This window comes from Ruoffia tabacinasalis, assembly GCF_042652985.1.
GTDB classification, from domain to species: Bacteria; Bacillota; Bacilli; order Lactobacillales; family Aerococcaceae; genus Ruoffia; species Ruoffia tabacinasalis.
This window is the reverse complement of the sequence record NZ_JBHSHQ010000027.1, coordinates 92,852-112,338: the sequence shown is the minus strand read 5'-3', so window position 1 is coordinate 112,338 and position 19,487 is coordinate 92,852. Positions and strand designations below refer to the sequence as shown.

Here is a 19,487-nt window from a genome sequence, read left to right as displayed (position 1 = left end):
AGGTGAGGCACGATGACATTTGCTTCAGACGTAAAAAAAGAATGTACGCTATTAGAAGTACACCGTGAGCATGCAAAAGCGGAACTTACTGCGCTGATTCGAATGAATGGTGCTGTAAGTATATATCAACAAAAATTCATTTTGAATATTCAAAGTGAGAATGCAGCAATCGCGCGTCGAATTTATACACTTTTAAAAGATCATTATGAAGTTGAAGGTGAATTAATTGTTCGTCGCAAGATGAAGCTGAAGAAGAACAATGTATATATAGTACGTTGTCGTATTAGAGTGAAAGAAATTTTAGAAGATTTAAATATTCTAGATATGCTTGGCATTGGATTGAACACAAAAGTTACAAGTGATATTACCGAGAATGAACAAAAGAAACGTTCATACTTACGTGGTGCATTTTTAGCTGGCGGTTCGGTAAATAACCCTGAGTCAAATAATTATCACTTGGAAATTTATTCAAGTTATGACGAACATAATAAAGATATTTGTCAAATGATGAATGATTTTGATTTAAATGCAAAAACAATTAATCGCCGAAATGGCTATATAACTTATCTAAAAGAAGCTGAGAAAATCTCAGATTTCTTAGCGATTATTGGCGCATCAAGTGCTGTATTACGCTTCGAAGATATTCGTATCGTTCGCGATATGCGTAATTCAGTGAATCGATTAGTAAACTGTGAGAATGCGAATATGAATAAAACGATTGATGCATCTCAACGTCAGCTTGAAGCGATTCGTTTAATTGACGATTATCAAGGTTTAACAACTTTACCTGACAAATTAAAAGTCATGGCAGAATTTAGATTAAGCAACCCGGATATGAGCTTAAAAGAACTTGGAGAGCAAATACCTGGTGGACCAATTTCCAAATCTGGTGTGAATCACCGCTTAAGAAAAATTGTGAAAATGGCAGAAGAAATCGGTTAATTGTAAATTTTATGTAAAGTTTATGTAAATTTGAAAATAAAATAATGGAATCGCCCCTTTTTTACGTATATATATATAGACCAAAAAGAAAGGGGTGATTTTTTTGAATAAAGCAATGTATGTTGGAAGAATTGTACGAGATGTTAAACGTAATAAAGTTGGTCAAAATGGTCGTGTTGTTAATAATGTTATTGCGATCAATCATTACCAAAAAGATGCAAACGGTGAACGCCGAGCTGATTTTATTCCATTTGTCGCTTGGAACCATCTTGCTGATTTGTTGCATAACTATACAGCCAAAGGGCAACAAATTGCCATCACTGGTAAGATGCAAAGTCGCAAATACACAGACAGCGATAATAATGACCGTTACGTTATTGAATGTCTTGTTGAAGAACTAACTTTATTGCAATCACGGGATTCAGACGACTCAAAACAAAAGCAAACCGACAATAATCAAGTTGAGCAAACTCAAAGTGCGGATATACAAATTGATGAAGAAAGCATTCGCGCTGTGATGAACTAATAAAAAATGTAATTCTGTATTTTCATTCATAAACCCCAGTAAAGTATATTATTCAAAAGTACCAAAGCCTAATTTATAAACCTCTAAAGATGCTTAATATAATCGATACCTTTTTATTTACGTATATTCCAACCTCCCAAAAAAGTGACGTAGGTAAATACGAAGGTAGATTATATTGAGCATTTTTTTGCGTGCAAATATGACGAAATTGTGAATATTATGAAGAGATGGGGGATAATGGATTCAAATTGCTTAAAATCATCAAATTCATGTATAATAATGACTACAAGGCACAAGGACTGTGCAAAAGGAGGCAGGAAACAATGATGAACGTTTTAATGATAGAAGATAATGAATCAGTGAGCGAAATGATGTCGATGTTTTTTGAGAATGAAGGCTATGAAGCAACCTTTCATCAGGACGGGGCAGAAGGCTACGAAGCGTATAAAATCAATCCAACGAAGTGGGATATCGTGATATTAGACTTAAATCTCCCTTCAATGGATGGCATGCAAATCTGCCACAACATTCGAAAAATATCTAAGGAAACACCGATTATAATGTTAACAGCAAGAGATTCAGAAAGTGATCAAGTGATTGGGCTTGAAATTGGGGCAGATGATTATGTAACAAAACCCTTCAGCCCGATTACATTACTTGCTCGTATGAAAGCATTACACCGTCGAGCTCAAGTAACACCGACTCAAGAAGCGGAAGTTGAGACAGCTTCAGAATTTGATGTTGAAACAGAAATTATCCATATCAATACATCAACACGCGAAGCTTATTACAAAGACAATCCTATTGAGAATCTTACACCGAAAGAATTTGACTTACTTGTCGCATTTACAGAGCATCCTAAACGAGTATTTAGCCGTGAAGATTTATTAACAAGTCTTTGGGAAGACCCATTCTTCGGCGATGAACGTACCGTTGATGCACATATTAAGAAATTACGTCAAAAAATTGAACAAGTGGGTCCACAAATTATTCAAACAGTCTGGGGAGTCGGTTATAAATACGAAGCACCTGGTGAGGAATAATGAAGGTTTTATGGCAACAGCTGATTGCATTTTTATTAGTCATTATTGCAACGGTTGCGCTTTTCGCTTATCGAATTGAAGATGAGATGACGACTGAGATTGAACAAACACGGGAGCAACAATTACTAAATTACGGGTATAACATCGTTAATAATAACTTTTCACGGAATGATTTAGTGAGAACATCTCAGTTATTAGCAAGTGAGAATATTGTTATTCAAGTGTATTTATCTGACGGAAGAACGATTTACCCGATTTATGATCAACGCTTTGATGCAAATTTATCACAAGAAGAGTTGCAATTAATTCAATCCGGCCAGTATCTTGGTTTCCGAACAGTAGACCGTTATAACCAAAACGGCGAAGTCGAACCTTACTTAACTGTTTATCTACCCCATCATGATGTTGGGGAATTTCCATCAGGCTTTATTAGTTTGGCGGCTCCATTAGATGACCTACAAGCAAGACTCGATGCAGTCAGACAGAATATATTTATATCACTAATCTTAGCGATTATTATGGGGATTATTATTAGTACAGTTTATTCAATCCTACAAACACGTAAAATCCATCGCCTCCAATATGCAACTAGACAAATTGGTCAGGGAAATTACGATGTAACGATAGCAACGGATGGTCACGATGAGTTTGGAGATTTATCAAGGGATTTCCAAAAGATGTCACATTCACTAATGGAGTCGCAAGAAGAAATAAAGAGACAAGAAGGTTTAAGACGTCAATTCATGATGGATGTTGCTCATGAAATGCGGACACCACTGACAACGATGAGCGGACTTCTGGAAGGCTTACAGCATAATATGATTCCAGAGAAGCAACGAGGACGAAGCTTAGAATTGATTCAACGGGAAACGCAAAGACTGACTCGATTAGTCAATGAAAACTTAGACTACGAAAAAATCCGTAGCCATCAATTCGTCTTAGCTAAACAAGAGAATGACGGAAATAAACTTCTAGACCAAATTAAAGAACAATTATCACGGAAAGCAGCTAAGAAAAATATTAATATTTTAGTTGAAGCAGAAGAGGGCTTAATTGTGTGGGCAGATTATGACCGAATAATTCAAATTCTCATTAACCTCGTTACTAATGCCATTCAATTCTCTGAAGACAGTGATATTATTCTTCAAGGGAAGATGCAAGAAGAGTATAGTGAAATTAAAGTTATCGACCAGGGTATCGGAATCGATCCGGCACATCTAAAGAGTATTTGGGAACGATTCTATAAAGTGGATGAATCAAGGAAAAATACCGAATTTGGCGAATCAGGCATTGGTTTATCTGTCGTTCAATCACTTATTGAAGCTCACCAAGGTAATATAGAAGTCGACAGTGAATTAGGTAAGGGTTCAGTATTCACTGTGAAGTTACCACATAAAAAAGAAAGTAAACTCTGAAAGGAACCGTCATGACGAAGCAAGCAAAAATTTTAGTCTCATTGGCCTGTATTATACTTGTTGCGGTAATCATTCAATTAAGTTTCTTTTTGTATTCACAGCATCAAGTGAAAAACATCCATCACCAAGAAGCTTATGCTCAAGGAGTCACTCAACAAATTGATCAATATTACTTTGATAAAGAAACAGGCTTTATTATTGAAGATATGAACGAAGAGGATCTTGTGAATATCCGCTCGCACTTAAACGACTTAGAGGAATCAGAAGCTCTTGGACCGAAACAAATCCAAGCGTATAATGATTTACATCGGCGGTATTTCGCTCGCGATGAAGTAAATGCAATGTACGTTGAACCTGTAATCACTGGTGGACACGTCAATAGTAATGTCCCTTATGTTGAAAATATTGACTATTACACTTTACTTGAAACGGTTGATCCTTACCGCTTTCAAGAGACAGAGGATTACTTTCAAGAAACAATCAATTTACTCATTGACGATGCTTTAACCCAAACGTTAAATTACGAAACAGCGATAACGACGTTAAATAATTTAAAGTTTATTCCTGTGACGGATGGGTATTTCGAAGTCATAGCCCGTGGAGTGAAGGAAGCAGAAGAGGCATATGCCTTAGTGTACAATCAAACGTTATTGACTAAACTAAATGATGCTTTTCAAAGCTATGCAAGAGAGTTAATCGAGGAAATAAATACCAGTAATATTGATGTAGCGAACCATCAAGAATTACAAAGCGCTATGGAGATATCTCCATATTTAAAGCGCCTATTTGTAGGAGAATAACTTAGGAGGATTGAATGAGTAAAACGATTGTTTATGTAGCCCACCCAGATGTTGCGACTTCGAGTAGTCAGCAGTTTTTATTAAGTTCAGGTAAACATATCACAGAGGCTACTTATGTAGATTTACAAAGTGAATTTGACCAAAATGGGTTATTCAATGTTGAATCAGAACAAGCGCGTCTATTAGAGTATGACCGAATTATCTTTCAATTCCATCTTTATTGGTATCAAGCGCCAGCAATCATGAAACTGTGGTTAGATACGGTCATTGAAGATAGACAAACAAACGACCGGTTTGCTAGACAATTAGCGCACAAGGAATTAGGTTTAGTCGTTGTGGCAGGTGTGAAGGAAAGTCAGTATCAAGCAGGTGGGCGAGAGAAACGGACATTGTCAGAAGTACTATCACCATATGAATCACTGGCAAACTACTTTAATATGACGTACTTACCAATCTTCTCTGTTCACCAATTTGCTTATATGAGCGAACCAGAGAAGATGGAGTTAATGTATCAATACGCTTGTTATTTAGAAGAAGGCACGCATTTAAGTTATTTAACTTATCAGCGCTACTTGTTAGAAAAATTAGAAACCATTAAAGCTGAGCAATTAAACTTATCAGCAGAAAACGAAATTCTATTTGATTTGTGGAAGCAAACTCTAGAAGATCAAGCGGATGAAGTAAGTGAATTATTCACTTTAACTGATCGTTGGTAGGGAGGGTGATTCAATGAATACACAATATGATGATTACCATAGTGATTGGGTGGAGAAAGCAACAGATTATCCAACCAAAGCTTTATTAGTCGCTGCGATGAGTTTGTTTAAAGAGCAAGAGAAACGCATCGAAAACCATAAAGGGAAACTTGATGGTGCAAGTTGGAGTCCAGAAAATTGGAACGAATAAAAAAAGAAGTCACTTACTAAAAGTAGGTGACTTCTTTTTGTTCTGAAGTATTAATCTTCAAAAATAACTAAATGATATTTCTTTTTACCGCGACGAACAATGATGTATTTACCATCAATCGCATCGTCTGGGCCAATCTCATAATCAACATCATTAATTTTCTCTCCGTTGATTGAGATGGCATTGTTATTAATAAATTCACGTGATTGTCTTCTCGAATCAACAATTCCAGTATCAACTAACCAAATAGCTAAGTTCTCTGATTGTCTAGCAACTGTCGATTGTGGCATGTTTTTGAAACCTTCTTCGATTTGTTTCGCTGAAAGTTGGCCAACCTCACCGGTAAAGAGAGCTTCAGTAATTTGTTGCGCTTCATCTAGTGCTTCTTGACTGTGGACAAAGCGTGTAATTTCTTCAGCTAAACGGCGTTGAGCGACACGTAAGTGTGGATTTTCTTCAATTTCTTTCTCTAAAGCCTCAATCTCTTCTTTAGATAAGAAAGTAAAGTATTTAAGGAATTTAGTAACATCTGAGTCTTGTTGGTTAATCCAGAATTGGTAGAATTCATAAGGTGTTGTTTTTTCTGGGTCTAACCAAATCGCATTTCCAGCTGATTTACCAAATTTAGTTCCATCAGATTTAAGCATTAACGGAATGGTTAATCCATAGGCTTCTGCTTCAGAACCTTCCATACGACGAATAAAATCAAGTCCCGCTGTAATATTACCCCATTGGTCTGCGCCACCTACTTGTAATTGAACATCTAAGTTCTTGTATAAATAATGGAAATCAATGGATTGTAATATTTGGTATGTAAACTCAGTAAATGAAATCCCTGTTTCTAAACGAGAAGCCACGATATCTTTAGCAAGCATTGTATTGATGTTAAAGTGTTTTCCGTAGTCACGTAAGAAATCTAATAAAGATAATTCACTTAACCAATCGTAATTATTTACAACACGGAAGCCGCTATTTTCAGCGTCCCCTTTTAAGAATAATTTATCCATTTGTTGAGTTAATTTATTAGCGTTCTCTTTAACAATGTCCATAGTTTGTAATTGACGTTCACTACTACGACCAGATGGATCACCAATAGAACCAGTCGCTCCACCAATAACAACCACCGGATTATGACCAGCTAATTGGAATCGTTTAAGTATCATGAATGGAATTAAATGACCGATATGCATTGAATCCCCAGTCGGGTCAACGCCACAATATAGACCGATCGCTTTTTTATGTGTTAATTTTTCCAGACCTTCGGAGTCTGTTTGTTGATTGATGGCTCCACGCCACTCTAAATCTTCTAGAATATGCATTATGAGTCTCCTTTTTAGAAATGAATAGATAACCTTATTATAGGGATTTAAGTTAGTTTAATCAACGTTCTGTTACAAAAATATTGTTGATGACAGTATCCAAGTACTCAAAGTATCCGAATATTATAGGATAGAAAAAATATTTAAATGACAAAAATAGTGATATTTTACAGTAATGTTACAAACAGTATACGAATCAAAGAAAACCAACTATTCGACTCAAAGGTGTGTTATTATCTTCTCAGGTCGAAAAAGAGAAGATTTAATGAATATAATATGAATATAACAAAACTAGTAATAACAAAGGGGCAATAAACAATGAAGAAAACTTTTTCTAAGAGCTTATTCAAAACTTTATTTACATCTGCATTAGCATTAAGCTCGGTTGCAGCACCAGTTTTAGCATCAGCTCAAAACTATGACGCACTGATTAATGAAGCAGACGTACAAATCGAAGGTTTAAGTGCTCAACAAACAGCCTTATACGCACAATTAGCTACAGCATATGCTGAAATTGATACAATTCAAGCAGAGGCAACTGCAGTCCTTGAAGCAGTAGCAGAAGATGATGCGTTAATTGCTGAATTAGAAGAAGAAATTACTCAACTTGAAGATATTATCGGTAAACGTGAAGGCTTATTAGCTGATCAAGCACGTGCTGTTCAAGTAAGTGGTGGATCATCTAACTATTTAAACTATGTAGCATCATCAGAATCAGTAAGTGATTTTGTTGGTCGTGTAGATGTTATTAACAAAATGGTATCTGCAAACAAAGATTTATTAAACGTTCAAATTTCAGATAAAGAAGCGGTTGAAAGCAAAAAATCTGAAACAGAATCAACAAAAAATCAAAAAATCGAAAAAATGGTTGAACTTGAAGCATTAAAAGAAGAGTTGTCAGCACAAACTGCAGCTTCTGAAGAAGTTTACAACCAATTAACAAACGATATTTCATTAGCAGCTTCTCACCGTGAAGCATTAGTTGCTGAACGTCAAGCTTTCGAAGAAGCTCAACGTATTGCAGCTGAACAAGCGGCAGCAGCTCAAGCGCAAGCAATCGCTGAAGCCGAAGCAGCAGCCCAAGCACAAGCTGAGGCGGAAGCTCAAGCAATCGCAGAAGCACAAGCGAATGCAGCAGCTCAAGCTGAAGTAGCGGCACAAGCGCAAGCAGATGCTGAAGCGGCAGCTCAAGCAGCAGAAGAAGCTCAAGCAATTGCAGAACAAACTCCAGTAGTTGAAGAGACTCCTGTAGTTGAAGAAACACCAGTTGTAGAAGAAGCACCTGTTACAGAAGAAACTCCTGTAGTGGAAGTTCCTGTAGAGGAAGCACCAATCGTTGAAGAAACTCCTGTAGTGGAAGTTCCTGTAGAGGAAGCGCCTATCGTTGAAGAAACTCCTGTAGAAGAAGTACCGGTAGTTGAAGAAACACCAGTTGTTGAAGAGCAACCAGTAGAGGAAGAAGTTATTGCAGATACACCTGCATGGGAAGCTGTAGAAGAAGCACCTGTAGTTGATGATCAAGCAGCAGCTGAAGAAGCAGCTCAAGCACAGGCAGAAGCTGAAGCAGCAGCCCAAGCAGAAGCCGAAGCAGCGGCACAAGCTCAAGCAGAAGCTGAGGCAGCAGCCCAAGCGGCGGCAGAGGCGGAAGCCCAAGCAGCAGCTGAAGAAGCGGCGGCACAAGCTCAAGCAGAGGCAGAAGCAGCAGCGCAAGCGGCAGCAGAGGCCGAAGCTGAAGCGCAAGCAGCTCAAGGAAGTGTTGATGCATTATTATCAAACGCATCACAATACTTAGGAACACCATATGTATGGGGTGGGAAATCACCTTCAGGCTTTGACTGTTCAGGATTTGTACAACACGTATTCCAAGAAACTTACGGAATTAACGTAGGTGGCTGGACTGGAGCACAAGAAAACGCTGGAACTAAAATCGGTGTTGGCGAAGCTCAAGCCGGAGATTTATACTTCTGGGGAACACCTGGATCTACTTACCACGTTGCAATCGCAACAGGAAACGGTAACTACATCCATGCGTCACAACCAGGAACACCTTTAGAGTATAACTCAGTTAGCTCATACTTCATGCCAAGTTTCGCATTACGCGTGAACAAATAATTAATAGAATTTAACGACCAGGTCAGTCCACTCTGATCTGGTTTTTGTTTATTAAATTTTTTTGGGATTTTTCTAGGCAAACTCACGCCAAATAGCGATGTCATTTGTCTTAGAATGTGACAGAAATTCACTAGCTAATAAAATCCACTACCAATTCGCACCGATTTTCAATGTATAAAGCATAACAAGTGTGAGTATGCTATAATGTATTAAAATTATATTATGTAGGAGGCACTCATTCGTGACCGAACAAACAAAACCAACTTTTTATATTACAACGCCAATTTATTACCCAAGTGGTAAATTACATATTGGTAATGCCTATTCAACATTAGCCAGCGACGCTATGGCTCGCTATAAACGATTAATGGACTATGATGTTTACTTCTTAACAGGAACAGATGAACACGGCCAAAAAATCGAAACTAAAGCAGAAGAATTAGGTATTGAACCGCAAGCCTATGTAGATGGAATGGCAGAATCAATTAAAGAATTATGGAAATCATTAGAGATTACAAATGACGGTTTTATTCGTACAACTGAAGAACGTCACAAGCAAGCGATTCAAACAATCTTTGAACGTTTACTTGAACAAGGAGATATTTATCTAGGTGAATACTCTGGCTGGTACTCAGTGAGTGACGAAGAATACTTTACTGAAAGCCAATTATCAGAAGTTTACCGTGATGAAGACGGGAATGTCATTGGTGGAGTCGCACCATCTGGACACGAAGTAGAATTAGTTAAAGAAGAATCTTATTTCTTTAAACTAAGTAAATATGCTGAACGTTTAGAAGCATATTACGATGCCCATCCAGAATTCTTACAACCAGCATTTCGTAAGACTGAAATGGTTAATAACTTTATTAAACCAGGTTTAGAAGATTTAGCTGTATCAAGAACGTCATTCTCTTGGGGGATCCCAGTAAAATCAGATCCTAAACACGTCGTTTATGTATGGATTGATGCATTATCTAACTACATTACTGCCTTAGGTTACGGAAGTGATGACGATAGTCTATTCAAACAATTCTGGCCTGCAGATGTGCACGTAATTGGTAAAGATATTTCTCGTTTCCATATGATTTACTGGCCAATTTTATTAATGGCATTAGATATACCATTACCTAAGCAAATTTTTGCTCATGGTTGGCTATTAATGAAAGACGGAAAAATGTCTAAATCAAAAGGAAATGTCATTTATCCTGATACATTAATTGAACGTTATGGTCTAGATGCAACGCGTTTCTATCTATTAAGAGAAATGACACAAGGAAACGATACGGTCTTTACACCAGAAGATTTCGTTAACCACATTAACTTTGAATTAGCGAATGATTTAGGAAACTTATTAAACCGTACGATTGCGATGATGAACAAGTATTTTGATGGGAAAATCCCAACGGATTTAACAGCTTTTGATAAAACAGAATTCGATGCGTCAATTGAAGCATTTATCGAAAAAGAAATCGCAGACTATCATACAGCAATGGATCGTTTAGATTTCCATTCTGCGTTAAATAATGTCATGGCAATCGTATCTCGTACAAATAAATATATTGATGAGACAATGCCTTGGACATTGGCAAAAGAAGAAGAAAGCCGAGCGCAATTAGCTTCTGTGATGTATCATTTAGTAGATTCATTAAGAGTTGTGGCGCATTTATTACGTCCAATTATGCCAAATTCACCTGCTCAAATCTTTGAACAACTGGGTATGCCATCAGAAACAGACCGTTTACTGAAAGACCTTGCGCTAAACCAAGTGCCTGAGAATACGACCGTGATTAAAAAAGGTGTACCAATCTTCCCAAGATTAGACACTGAAGAAGAAGTTAAATTAATTCAAGAAGCAATGAATGGCAAAGGTAGCAATGAAGCAACTGGTAAAGTTGATGATGAAGACTGGAATCCAGAATCAGTTGAATTAGTTTATGACGAAACGGAATCAGTAGAGTTTACGGACTTCATTAAAACTGAAATGAAAGTGGCTGAAGTGATTGATGTTGCGCCAGTAGATGGCTCTAATAAGTTACTTAGATTCCGCTTAGATGCTGGAGATAAAGGACATCGTCAAATTTTATCTGGAATTGCGAAATATTATCTAGACCACGAAGCTTTAATTGGTAAAAAGGTTATCGTTGTAGCGAACCTGAAACCACGTAAGATGATGGGATATATTAGTCAAGGAATGATTCTTTCATCTGAATCAGATGGCAAGTTATCATTACTGTTTGCTGATCCAGAAGCAGCTAACGGAAGTTTAATCGGATAATTTATATATATAAAACCTTAGTCTCATTTATTGATTGAGATTAAGGTTTTATTCAGTTATTCTGTATAAGAGACTTTAACAAGGAAGGTAAGATATTTTGAAGTTATTTGATACCCATACGCATCTGAACGCCGATCAATTTGAAGGCATCGAGTCAGAAATCATCCAACAAGCTAAAGACAATGACGTAGAATATATGGCGGTGGTGGGCTTTGATGAGAAGACCATTGAAAAGAGTTTATTACTCAGCCAAGAGAATGAACACATTATTAGCGTCATCGGTTGGCATCCAACAGAAGCGTCACGTTATAATCAAGCCATCGAGAAGCAACTCGAAGAAAAACTCGCAGCACCGAAAGTACAAATGTTAGGTGAAATTGGGCTTGATTACTATTGGCCAGATTCTACTAAAGAAGATCAGCACCGAGTATTTAGACGATTAATTGCGATGGCAAAGGAACATAATTTGCCAATTACCATTCATAACCGCGATGCGACGGACGATGTTTATAAAATTTTAAAAGAAGAAGGTATTCCTAAAGCCGGCGGTATCATGCATTCATATGGTGAAACTAAGGAAGAAGTATATAAATTCCTAGATTTAGGAATGCATATCAGCTTTAGTGGTGTTTTAACTTTCAAAAAGACAGAAGACGTACGTGAAGCGGCTAAAGTTGTCCCAAATGACCGACTTTTAGTTGAGACAGATGCACCTTACTTAGCTCCTGTACCGAAACGAGGTAAACGTAACGAGCCAGCCTATGTTCGCTATGTGGCGGAAGTTCTTGGGCAAGTGAAAGACATGCCACTTGATGAAATTGCGACCTTAACAACGAATAATGCCTTTGAATTATTTAAGTGGTATCCAGAGACGAAGCAACATGAAAAATAATAAGCATGCTAATCCGCCCCGTGAAGTCATTGTTGTTGAAGGGCGAGATGATACGAAAAGATTAATCGAGGCGTTCGGTAAAACTGTCCAAACAATTGAAACGAATGGATCTGCCATTGATCAAGCAACACTCGATCAAATCAAAGCTGCTCATGAAAAGTTGGGAGTCATTGTCTTTACTGATCCTGACTTTCAAGGGGAGCGCATCCGCCGAATTATTGAACAAGCTATTCCTAGCGTTAAACACGCCTATATTAAGCCAGAAGAGGCGAATGCTGGTAAGCGAGGAAAGAGTCTAGGTGTTGAACATGCGACCAAAGAAAGCATTATAAATGCTCTTGAGAAAGTCATGACACCGAATACGGAGGAACCGACGTTTATACATAAAGCTGAATTAATGCGACTCAAACTTATTGGCCACCCAGAAGCAAAAACACGCCGAGATTACATATCTAATCATTATCATCTTGGACATATTAATGGCAAACAACTACAGAAAAAGTTAGCGATGTATCAAATTAATTTAGAAGAATTGACAAAACAATTGAAAGCAGGTGAACAAAATGGAAACATCTAAACGATTAATTGCAACACCCACAAGAACAGCTGAAATAATGAAACAGTACGATATCAAGATGAAAAAGAGTCTAGGACAAAACTTTTTAGTTGAACCATCAATCCTAGACAAGATGATTCAAACAGCGGATATTACTAAAAACACAACGGTCATCGAGATTGGACCAGGAATTGGTGCGCTGACAGAATTTTTAGCCTTATCAGCCAAAGAAGTACTGGCCTTTGAAATTGATCCCCGTTTTGTAAAAGTATTAGCCAACACCCTATCTGAATATGACAATGTGAACGTAGTTCATGAAGATATTTTGAAAGTGAATTTTAATAATCCGGAATTTGCTCATTTAAAAGAAGCTGAAGATTTAGTTGTTGTTGCGAACTTACCTTATTACATTACAACACCGATTATTATGCACTTATTAGACACAGATTTGCCTTTCAATCGCTTAGCAATGATGATGCAAAAAGAAGTAGCAGAGCGAATGACTGCAGAAGTGGGAACGAAAGCATACAATTCATTGACGATAGCCATCCAGAATAAAATGGAAGCAAGTATTTCCTTTATTGTTCCAAAAAGTGTCTTTATTCCGAAACCAAATGTTGATTCGGCCGTACTAATGTTAAGACGCCGCGAGAAACCTTTAGTCGAAGTGGATGAGCCAAGAGAGTTTGAGAAATTCATTCAAATGGCCTTTACTCAACGTCGGAAAACAATTTGGAATAATGTCAGAAATTATTATCAAAATGGTGAAGCAGACCAAACTAAATTAGCTGAAGGCTTTGAACAAGCTGAAATCGATCCCAAACGCCGTGCAGAAACACTGACAGTTTATGAATTTGAAGAATTATTTAATAAATTAAGCGAAATTTAATTTGAAATTTACTTGTCACCTTTCGAGAGTTGTGGTATCATTGATTTTTTAATCACTATGTGTTATAATAATACGGTGAGGTGATTGGGAATGCCAAATGAATTATCAGAGATAAAGACTTATTTGGAAGATCGTGTTGGTGAAGAGATTAGTGTGACTGTTCAGATGGGGCGCAAAAAGAAAAAAGAACGTAAAGGTGTCCTTAAAGAAACATATCGTTCAGTCTTCATTGTAGATTTAAATCAAGACGAAAATGATTTTGATCGCATTAGTTATAGCTACCGTGATGTATTAACGAATACAATTGAATTAGAATTCAAGTAGCCTTATATATAAATACTGATAAATACCTTAGCTATTCGTTCTGAGTGCGAATAGCTAAGGTATTTTTAGTTATATTAACAAATAAATTACCAGACCGCTGAAGGAGTCTTATCCTTATCTTCAGCGGTCTGGTTCTAATTTTGTGAATTTTTATTCTTCTAAGTTAGCAAAGCTTTCATTAATGATATCACGTAAAGTATTTGCAGAATGATCCATACGATCTTGTTCTAATTCATTTAAAGGAATTTGAACAGTTGAGATAATACCTTTTCGGCCAATAACCGCTGGCACTCCGATATAAATATCCTCTTGACCATATTCTCCATCTAAATAAGCAGAAACAGGGTAGATAGAGTGTGTATTATCTAAGATAGCACGACAGATGGCAGTTAATGAAGCAGCAATTCCATAATAAGTTGCTCCTTTGCGTTTTATGATTTCATAAGCAGCATCACGAACTTTAAAGAATACATTCGCTAAAGCTTCCTCATCTGTTCCAGGATGGTCTTTAATCCATTCGTAAATTTGTAAGCCACCAATATTAGCATGAGACCAAACAGGGAATTCTGTATCACCATGTTCACCAAGAATATATCCGTGAACATTACGTGCATCAACATCAACTAATGAAGCAATTTCTTGACGGAAACGTGCAGTATCTAAAGATGTTCCTGAACCAATCACGCGTTCTTTAGGGAAACCACTAAATTTCCATGTTGCATAAGTTAGAATATCCACTGGGTTTGTCGCTACTAAAAAGATTCCATCAAAACCTGAGGCAACCACTTCACCAACGATTGATTTAAAGATTTTTAAATTCTTGTTAACTAAATCTAAGCGAGTTTCACCCGGCTTTTGAGCAGCTCCAGCAGTGATGACAACAATATCAGCGTCATGACAATCAGAGTATTGAGCTGAATAGATTTTTTTAGTTGAATGATAAGCCAATGCACTTGATAAGTCCATCGCATCTCCAACTGTTTTATCAGTATCGATATCAATAATACCTAATTCTCGTCCAACCCCTTGAAGCGTTAATGAGAATGCAAAACTTGAACCGACCGCGCCGTCGCCAATTAAAATAATTTTGTCTAATGTTTCTGTCATAATAAAAATCCCCTTTCATTATATGCTCAGTATATCACAATTAAATCCTATTACTCAATATCAATTATAATTTAAACGTTTCCAAATTGAAAATAATTCAAACTCAGGATTTATAAGTAGGTTTGTGATATACTACCGAAGAGATTTTATTAAGAAATGATAGGTGATAAAAGTGAAGTTAGTAATAGGTTTAGGCAATCCTGGTAGCAAATATAACGGCAGCCGTCACAATATTGGCTTTGATGCCATTGACGAGATTTTGAGACGTCATCATTTAGAAATGACCGAACAGAAATTCAGATCAGACTATACAATTTGGCATCGAAATGGGGAAAGAGTTTTGCTAATGAAACCTTTCACATATATGAATCTTTCTGGAGAAGCATTACTACCAATAATGAGTTATTATGGTGTTGATATTGATGATATATTAGTTATTCATGATGATTTAGACTTGGATCCTGGCCGTGTTCGTTTCCGTAAAAAAGGCAGTTCAGGTGGGCAAAATGGAATTAAAAGTATCATCGATATGTTAGGCACAAACGAATTTAAGCGTGCTAAGATTGGTATCGGTCGTCCTCAAGGTGGTTGGAAAGTCGTTGACCATGTATTGGCACGATTTACAGCCGAAGATCGGATTTTAGTTGATGAAGCAGTTGACCAAACTGTCGATGCCATTGAAGCTTGGCTTGATGGCAAGGATTTCCAACACGTTATGAGTGAATATAATAAGTAAGATATGGTAGAATAAGATTACTATAGATATATGGATTAAAGGGGGTCAGTTACTGAGCCCCTAAATCCGTATTTATTCTTTTAATAGAAAGGAGCAGATATAAAGAATGACAACAATGTATACACAACCCTTTAGTCCAATGATTAATCAAATTAACGATTCAAAAGATTCGGATGCCAAACTCATTACTGGCTTGGACGATAGTGCGCGTTCTATATTTATTGCTCAACAATATTTGAATCAACCACAACAATATTTAGTGATTGAACCGAGACATAAACAACAAAATGAATTATTTGAAGATTTAGTGAGTTTATTGCCAGATGTACCAGTATTGTTATTCCCTAATGAAGAGTCATTAGCCGTGATGTATTCAATTTCATCGTTGGATAATACTGCTGAGCGTGTTAAAGCATTAAACGCATTAGCTAGCGGAGAACCATGTATTATCGTTGCATCTTCAGGTGCCTTACGCATGAGGCTCACACCAGTTGACCGTTGGAAAGATGCTTTATTTACCATGGAAATCGGGATGGATATTGAAAGAGAGAATTTAGAAAAGTTATTCAATCAATATGGTTACCGCCGTGAAGGGATGGTCCAATCACCGGGTGAATATAGTGTTCGCGGGAGTATCGTTGATTTCTACCCTTTAAACGCAGAGCAGCCAGTTCGATTAGACTTCTTTGATACAGAATTAGATTCAATTCGACTTTTCAATGCAGAAACGCAAGAATCGATGGAGAATATTGAACAGACTGAATTTTACCCTGCACAAGATGTCATCTTTACACCCCATGATCAAAGAGACATCTTAGACAAATTAAAGAAACATTTAGATAAACATCTGAAGAAAATAGAAGACGAAGAATTAAAAATGCAATTGAAATCTGTTCAAACGGAGCAATTTACATTATTGGAACAAGGTGAGCCTTTAAAGTATGCCAATGCCTACTTAGGTTTCTGGGATAAAGAGGGCACGTCGCTCATTGATTACTTACAAGATGATGCACGCTTAATCGTCATGGAGATGGGACGAATTCAACAGAATGAATTTCAAGCCATTGAACAAGATCAGTTTTGGATCGAACAAGAAATCAGTAAAGGACAGCTTTTGCCAGGGGTCTCTATTCAATTAGAAGCCTATGAAGAAATTCGCCAAGCGAATAGCCAAGTAGCGGTCCAATATTTCTCACTAATGCAAGGTGGTTTAGCAAATATTCGCTTTTCAGATGTCTTTGCTTTTCAATATCGAAGCATGAATCAGTTCTTCCATCAAATGCCTTTAATTAAAGCAGAGATGGAACAATGGTTGAAGCAAGAGAAATTAATTCAAGTGACCGTGTCAACGAATAAAGATGCGGTTAAAGCGCTGAATTTATTCGAAGAATATAATATTCATCCAACGGTTATCCAAGAGGGAGACGAGCCTCAAACGGGTGCCATCAATATCGTGACGACTTCTTTAGCCAAAGGGTTTGAATTACCGAATGAAAACTGGGTTGTCGTGACAGAACTTGAATTATTCAATCAATTAAGACGTAAAAAAGCAACGCCACAAGGTTTATCAAACTCAGAGCGAATTAAGAGTTATAACGAGTTAGATGTTGGTGATTACGTTGTCCACTTAAGTCATGGTATTGGACGTTACGTCGGGATTGAAACGATGGAAATAAGTGGCGTTCATAAAGATTTAGTTGCGATTGAATATGAAGATAATGCGCGCGTCTTACTCCCAGTTGAAAATATTAATCAACTACAAAAATACGTCGCTTCAGAGTCGAAACAACCGAGATTAAACAAACTAGGCGGAAGTGAATGGAAGAAAACCGTTAGAAAAGTTCAAGCGAAAGTTGAAGACATTGCTGACGAACTCATCGCCTTATATGCAGAACGTGAAAAACGAAAAGGCTATCCATTTACTCCGGATACCCCAGAGCAAAAAGAATTCGAGAACGCCTTTCCTTATGTTGAAACGGCGGACCAATTAAGAAGTACAAAAGAAATTAAAAAAGATATGGAAAAAGATAAACCGATGGATCGTTTACTTGTAGGAGACGTTGGTTACGGTAAGACCGAAGTAGCGATTCGAGCAATTTTTAAAGCTGTCATGGACGGGAAACAAGTTGCCTTCTTAGTACCAACAACAATTCTAGCTCAACAACATTTCAACTCGATTCAAGAGCGGTTTAGTGATTGGCCGTTTGAGATAGGTATGTTAAGCCGATTTGTCTCGCGAGCAGAGCAGACTAAGAATATTAAAAAGATTAAATCAGGCGAGTTATCCATTATCGTCGGAACTCACCGTCTACTTTCAAAAGATATTGAATTTAACGATTTAGGGCTATTAATTGTCGATGAAGAACAACGATTTGGTGTGAAACATAAAGAGAGACTAAAACAATTGAAAGCCGATGTGGACGTATTAACATTAACAGCGACACCGATTCCAAGAACATTACATATGTCGATGATTGGTGTGCGAGATTTATCACTAATTGAAACACCACCACAAAACCGATTCCCAGTTCAAACATATGTGATGGAATTGAATGCAGGCGTCGTTAAAACAGGTATTGAACGTGAGCTAGCCCGCGGAGGACAAGTCTTTTACTTGCATAACCGTGTCGCAACCATCCATCAAAAAGCTGAAGAAATTTCGAATCTCGTACCAGAAGCAAGAGTAGCCGTTGCCCATGGGCAACTATCGGAAGTAGAATTAGAACGTGTCTTAGTCGACTTTATTGGAGGCGAGTATGATGTTCTAGTGACAACTACCATTATCGAAACAGGTGTAGATATACCTAACGCAAACACACTTTTTGTAGAAAATGCGGACCATATGGGCTTATCAACCTTGTATCAGCTTAGAGGACGTGTCGGTCGTACACACCGTTTAGCCTACGCATATTTAATGTATGAGCCATTTAAACAACTCAATGAGATTAGTGAGAAGCGTTTAAACGCGATTCGTGAATTTACTGAATTAGGCTCAGGCTTTAAGATTGCTATGCGAGATTTATCGATTCGAGGGGCAGGAGACTTACTTGGTAAGCAACAATCCGGTTTCATCGATTCTGTCGGATACGACCTGTATACACAAATGCTTAAAGAAGCAGTGGATGCTCGCCAAGGCAATAGCGCGAAAACCTTTGGTGAATCGACTTCATTTGAATGGCAAGTCAATATTGATGCCTATATTCCGGGTGAGTATATCGATGACGATATCCAAAAAATTGGTGTCTACAAATCCATTCAAAACATCAGTTCTGAAGAAGACTATCGTAGCTTGCAAGATGAGTTGATTGACCGATTTGGTGAATTCCCTGATGAAGTATCTGACTTATTAGATATCGCTTTAATTAAACACTACAGTATTGAAGCAGGGATTGTATCATTTACACGTAAGCGTCAAGAAGTCATTGCGACGTTTAATGAAGAAGCCACACAGCATCTTCAAGGAGCAAATATTTTCCAAGCCTTACAAAATGTCCCACTGCAAGCTAAAGTACAAATCAATAAAAATAAATTAGAAGTCAGCTTAAATGTGTATAATAAAGATAATGATCAGTGGTTATCTGCCTTGATTCATTTCACTAAAGATACGGCTGATGTCTTAAATCAAGTTACGCAGGAGGTGTAAAG

17 protein-coding genes are annotated in these 19,487 nt (G+C 37.4%); 15 read left to right on the top strand and 2 right to left on the bottom strand.

Annotation, left to right across the window (positions count from 1 at the left end):
* Positions 1 to 12: 12 nt before the first annotated feature.
* From whiA to ACFO5Y_RS04190, 7 genes are all read left to right on the top strand, one after another.
* Positions 13 to 942, top strand: coding sequence for a DNA-binding protein WhiA (gene whiA / locus ACFO5Y_RS04220; protein ID WP_197103695.1), 930 nt, complete (start codon positions 13 to 15; stop codon positions 940 to 942).
* A gap of 103 nt (positions 943 to 1,045) precedes the next feature.
* Complete coding sequence (locus ACFO5Y_RS04215) at positions 1,046 to 1,468, top strand: single-stranded DNA-binding protein (RefSeq protein ID WP_138404434.1); 423 nt, start codon at positions 1,046 to 1,048, stop codon at positions 1,466 to 1,468.
* A 326-nt stretch (positions 1,469 to 1,794) separates the two neighbouring features.
* Positions 1,795 to 2,511, top strand: coding sequence for a response regulator transcription factor (locus ACFO5Y_RS04210; protein WP_197103727.1), 717 nt, complete (start codon positions 1,795 to 1,797; stop codon positions 2,509 to 2,511).
* Positions 2,511 to 3,926 (top strand): sensor histidine kinase, encoded by a 1,416-nt coding sequence (locus tag ACFO5Y_RS04205; protein ID WP_197103693.1) that lies wholly within the window; start codon positions 2,511 to 2,513, stop codon positions 3,924 to 3,926. The genes ACFO5Y_RS04210 and ACFO5Y_RS04205 overlap by 1 nt, the downstream gene beginning before the upstream one ends.
* A gap of 11 nt (positions 3,927 to 3,937) precedes the next feature.
* Positions 3,938 to 4,726: a hypothetical protein gene (locus ACFO5Y_RS04200; protein ID WP_197103691.1), complete on the top strand. Its 789-nt coding sequence runs from the start codon at positions 3,938 to 3,940 to the stop codon at positions 4,724 to 4,726.
* Between the two features lie 14 nt (positions 4,727 to 4,740).
* Complete coding sequence (locus ACFO5Y_RS04195) at positions 4,741 to 5,442, top strand: NAD(P)H-dependent oxidoreductase (protein ID WP_197103689.1); 702 nt, start codon at positions 4,741 to 4,743, stop codon at positions 5,440 to 5,442.
* 13 nt (positions 5,443 to 5,455) lie between these two features.
* The gene (locus tag ACFO5Y_RS04190; RefSeq protein WP_171031295.1) at positions 5,456 to 5,632 is read left to right on the top strand and encodes a hypothetical protein; all 177 of its coding nucleotides are present in this window, start codon (positions 5,456 to 5,458) and stop codon (positions 5,630 to 5,632) included.
* Between the two features lie 50 nt (positions 5,633 to 5,682).
* Here the strand turns inward: ACFO5Y_RS04190 and tyrS are convergent, their stop codons facing one another.
* Positions 5,683 to 6,951 carry a tyrosine--tRNA ligase gene (gene tyrS, locus ACFO5Y_RS04185; RefSeq protein WP_197103687.1) on the bottom strand — a complete coding sequence of 423 codons (1,269 nt, stop codon included), beginning with the start codon at positions 6,949 to 6,951 and terminating at the stop codon, positions 5,683 to 5,685.
* 318 nt (positions 6,952 to 7,269) lie between these two features.
* Here tyrS and ACFO5Y_RS04180 point away from each other — a divergent pair, with 318 nt between their 5' ends.
* The 6 genes from ACFO5Y_RS04180 to ACFO5Y_RS04155 all read left to right on the top strand — a co-directional run bounded on the left by ACFO5Y_RS04180 (position 7,270) and on the right by ACFO5Y_RS04155 (position 13,999).
* Positions 7,270 to 9,063, top strand: coding sequence for a C40 family peptidase (locus tag ACFO5Y_RS04180; protein ID WP_197103685.1), 1,794 nt, complete (start codon positions 7,270 to 7,272; stop codon positions 9,061 to 9,063).
* A 241-nt stretch (positions 9,064 to 9,304) separates the two neighbouring features.
* Complete coding sequence (gene metG, locus ACFO5Y_RS04175) at positions 9,305 to 11,338, top strand: methionine--tRNA ligase (RefSeq protein ID WP_197103683.1); 2,034 nt, start codon at positions 9,305 to 9,307, stop codon at positions 11,336 to 11,338.
* 97 nt (positions 11,339 to 11,435) lie between these two features.
* On the top strand, positions 11,436 to 12,230 hold the full coding sequence (locus tag ACFO5Y_RS04170) for a TatD family hydrolase (RefSeq protein WP_197103681.1): 795 nt from the start codon (positions 11,436 to 11,438) through the stop codon (positions 12,228 to 12,230).
* Positions 12,220 to 12,807, top strand: a complete 588-nt coding sequence (gene rnmV / locus ACFO5Y_RS04165) for a ribonuclease M5 (protein WP_197103679.1) — start codon at positions 12,220 to 12,222, stop codon at positions 12,805 to 12,807. The genes ACFO5Y_RS04170 and rnmV overlap by 11 nt, the downstream gene beginning before the upstream one ends.
* Entirely contained in the window at positions 12,794 to 13,675 is an 882-nt protein-coding gene (gene rsmA / locus ACFO5Y_RS04160; protein ID WP_197103677.1) for a 16S rRNA (adenine(1518)-N(6)/adenine(1519)-N(6))-dimethyltransferase RsmA, read from the top strand. The genes rnmV and rsmA overlap by 14 nt, the downstream gene beginning before the upstream one ends.
* 90 nt (positions 13,676 to 13,765) lie before the next feature.
* Positions 13,766 to 13,999: a Veg family protein gene (locus ACFO5Y_RS04155; RefSeq protein WP_197103675.1), complete on the top strand. Its 234-nt coding sequence runs from the start codon at positions 13,766 to 13,768 to the stop codon at positions 13,997 to 13,999.
* Between the two features lie 150 nt (positions 14,000 to 14,149).
* On the opposite strand, the gene ACFO5Y_RS04150 is transcribed toward ACFO5Y_RS04155, so the two are convergent.
* Positions 14,150 to 15,106: an L-lactate dehydrogenase gene (locus tag ACFO5Y_RS04150; RefSeq protein WP_197103673.1), complete on the bottom strand. Its 957-nt coding sequence runs from the start codon at positions 15,104 to 15,106 to the stop codon at positions 14,150 to 14,152.
* A gap of 172 nt (positions 15,107 to 15,278) precedes the next feature.
* Between ACFO5Y_RS04150 and pth the strand changes: the two genes are divergently transcribed.
* Together pth and mfd are read left to right on the top strand one after the other, a co-directional pair.
* A complete protein-coding gene (pth, locus tag ACFO5Y_RS04145) occupies positions 15,279 to 15,842 on the top strand; it encodes an aminoacyl-tRNA hydrolase (protein ID WP_197103671.1) in 564 nt (187 codons plus the stop codon).
* Between the two features lie 106 nt (positions 15,843 to 15,948).
* A complete protein-coding gene (gene mfd, locus ACFO5Y_RS04140; RefSeq protein WP_197103669.1) occupies positions 15,949 to 19,485 on the top strand; it encodes a transcription-repair coupling factor in 3,537 nt (1,178 codons plus the stop codon).
* Positions 19,486 to 19,487: the final 2 nt, after the last annotated feature.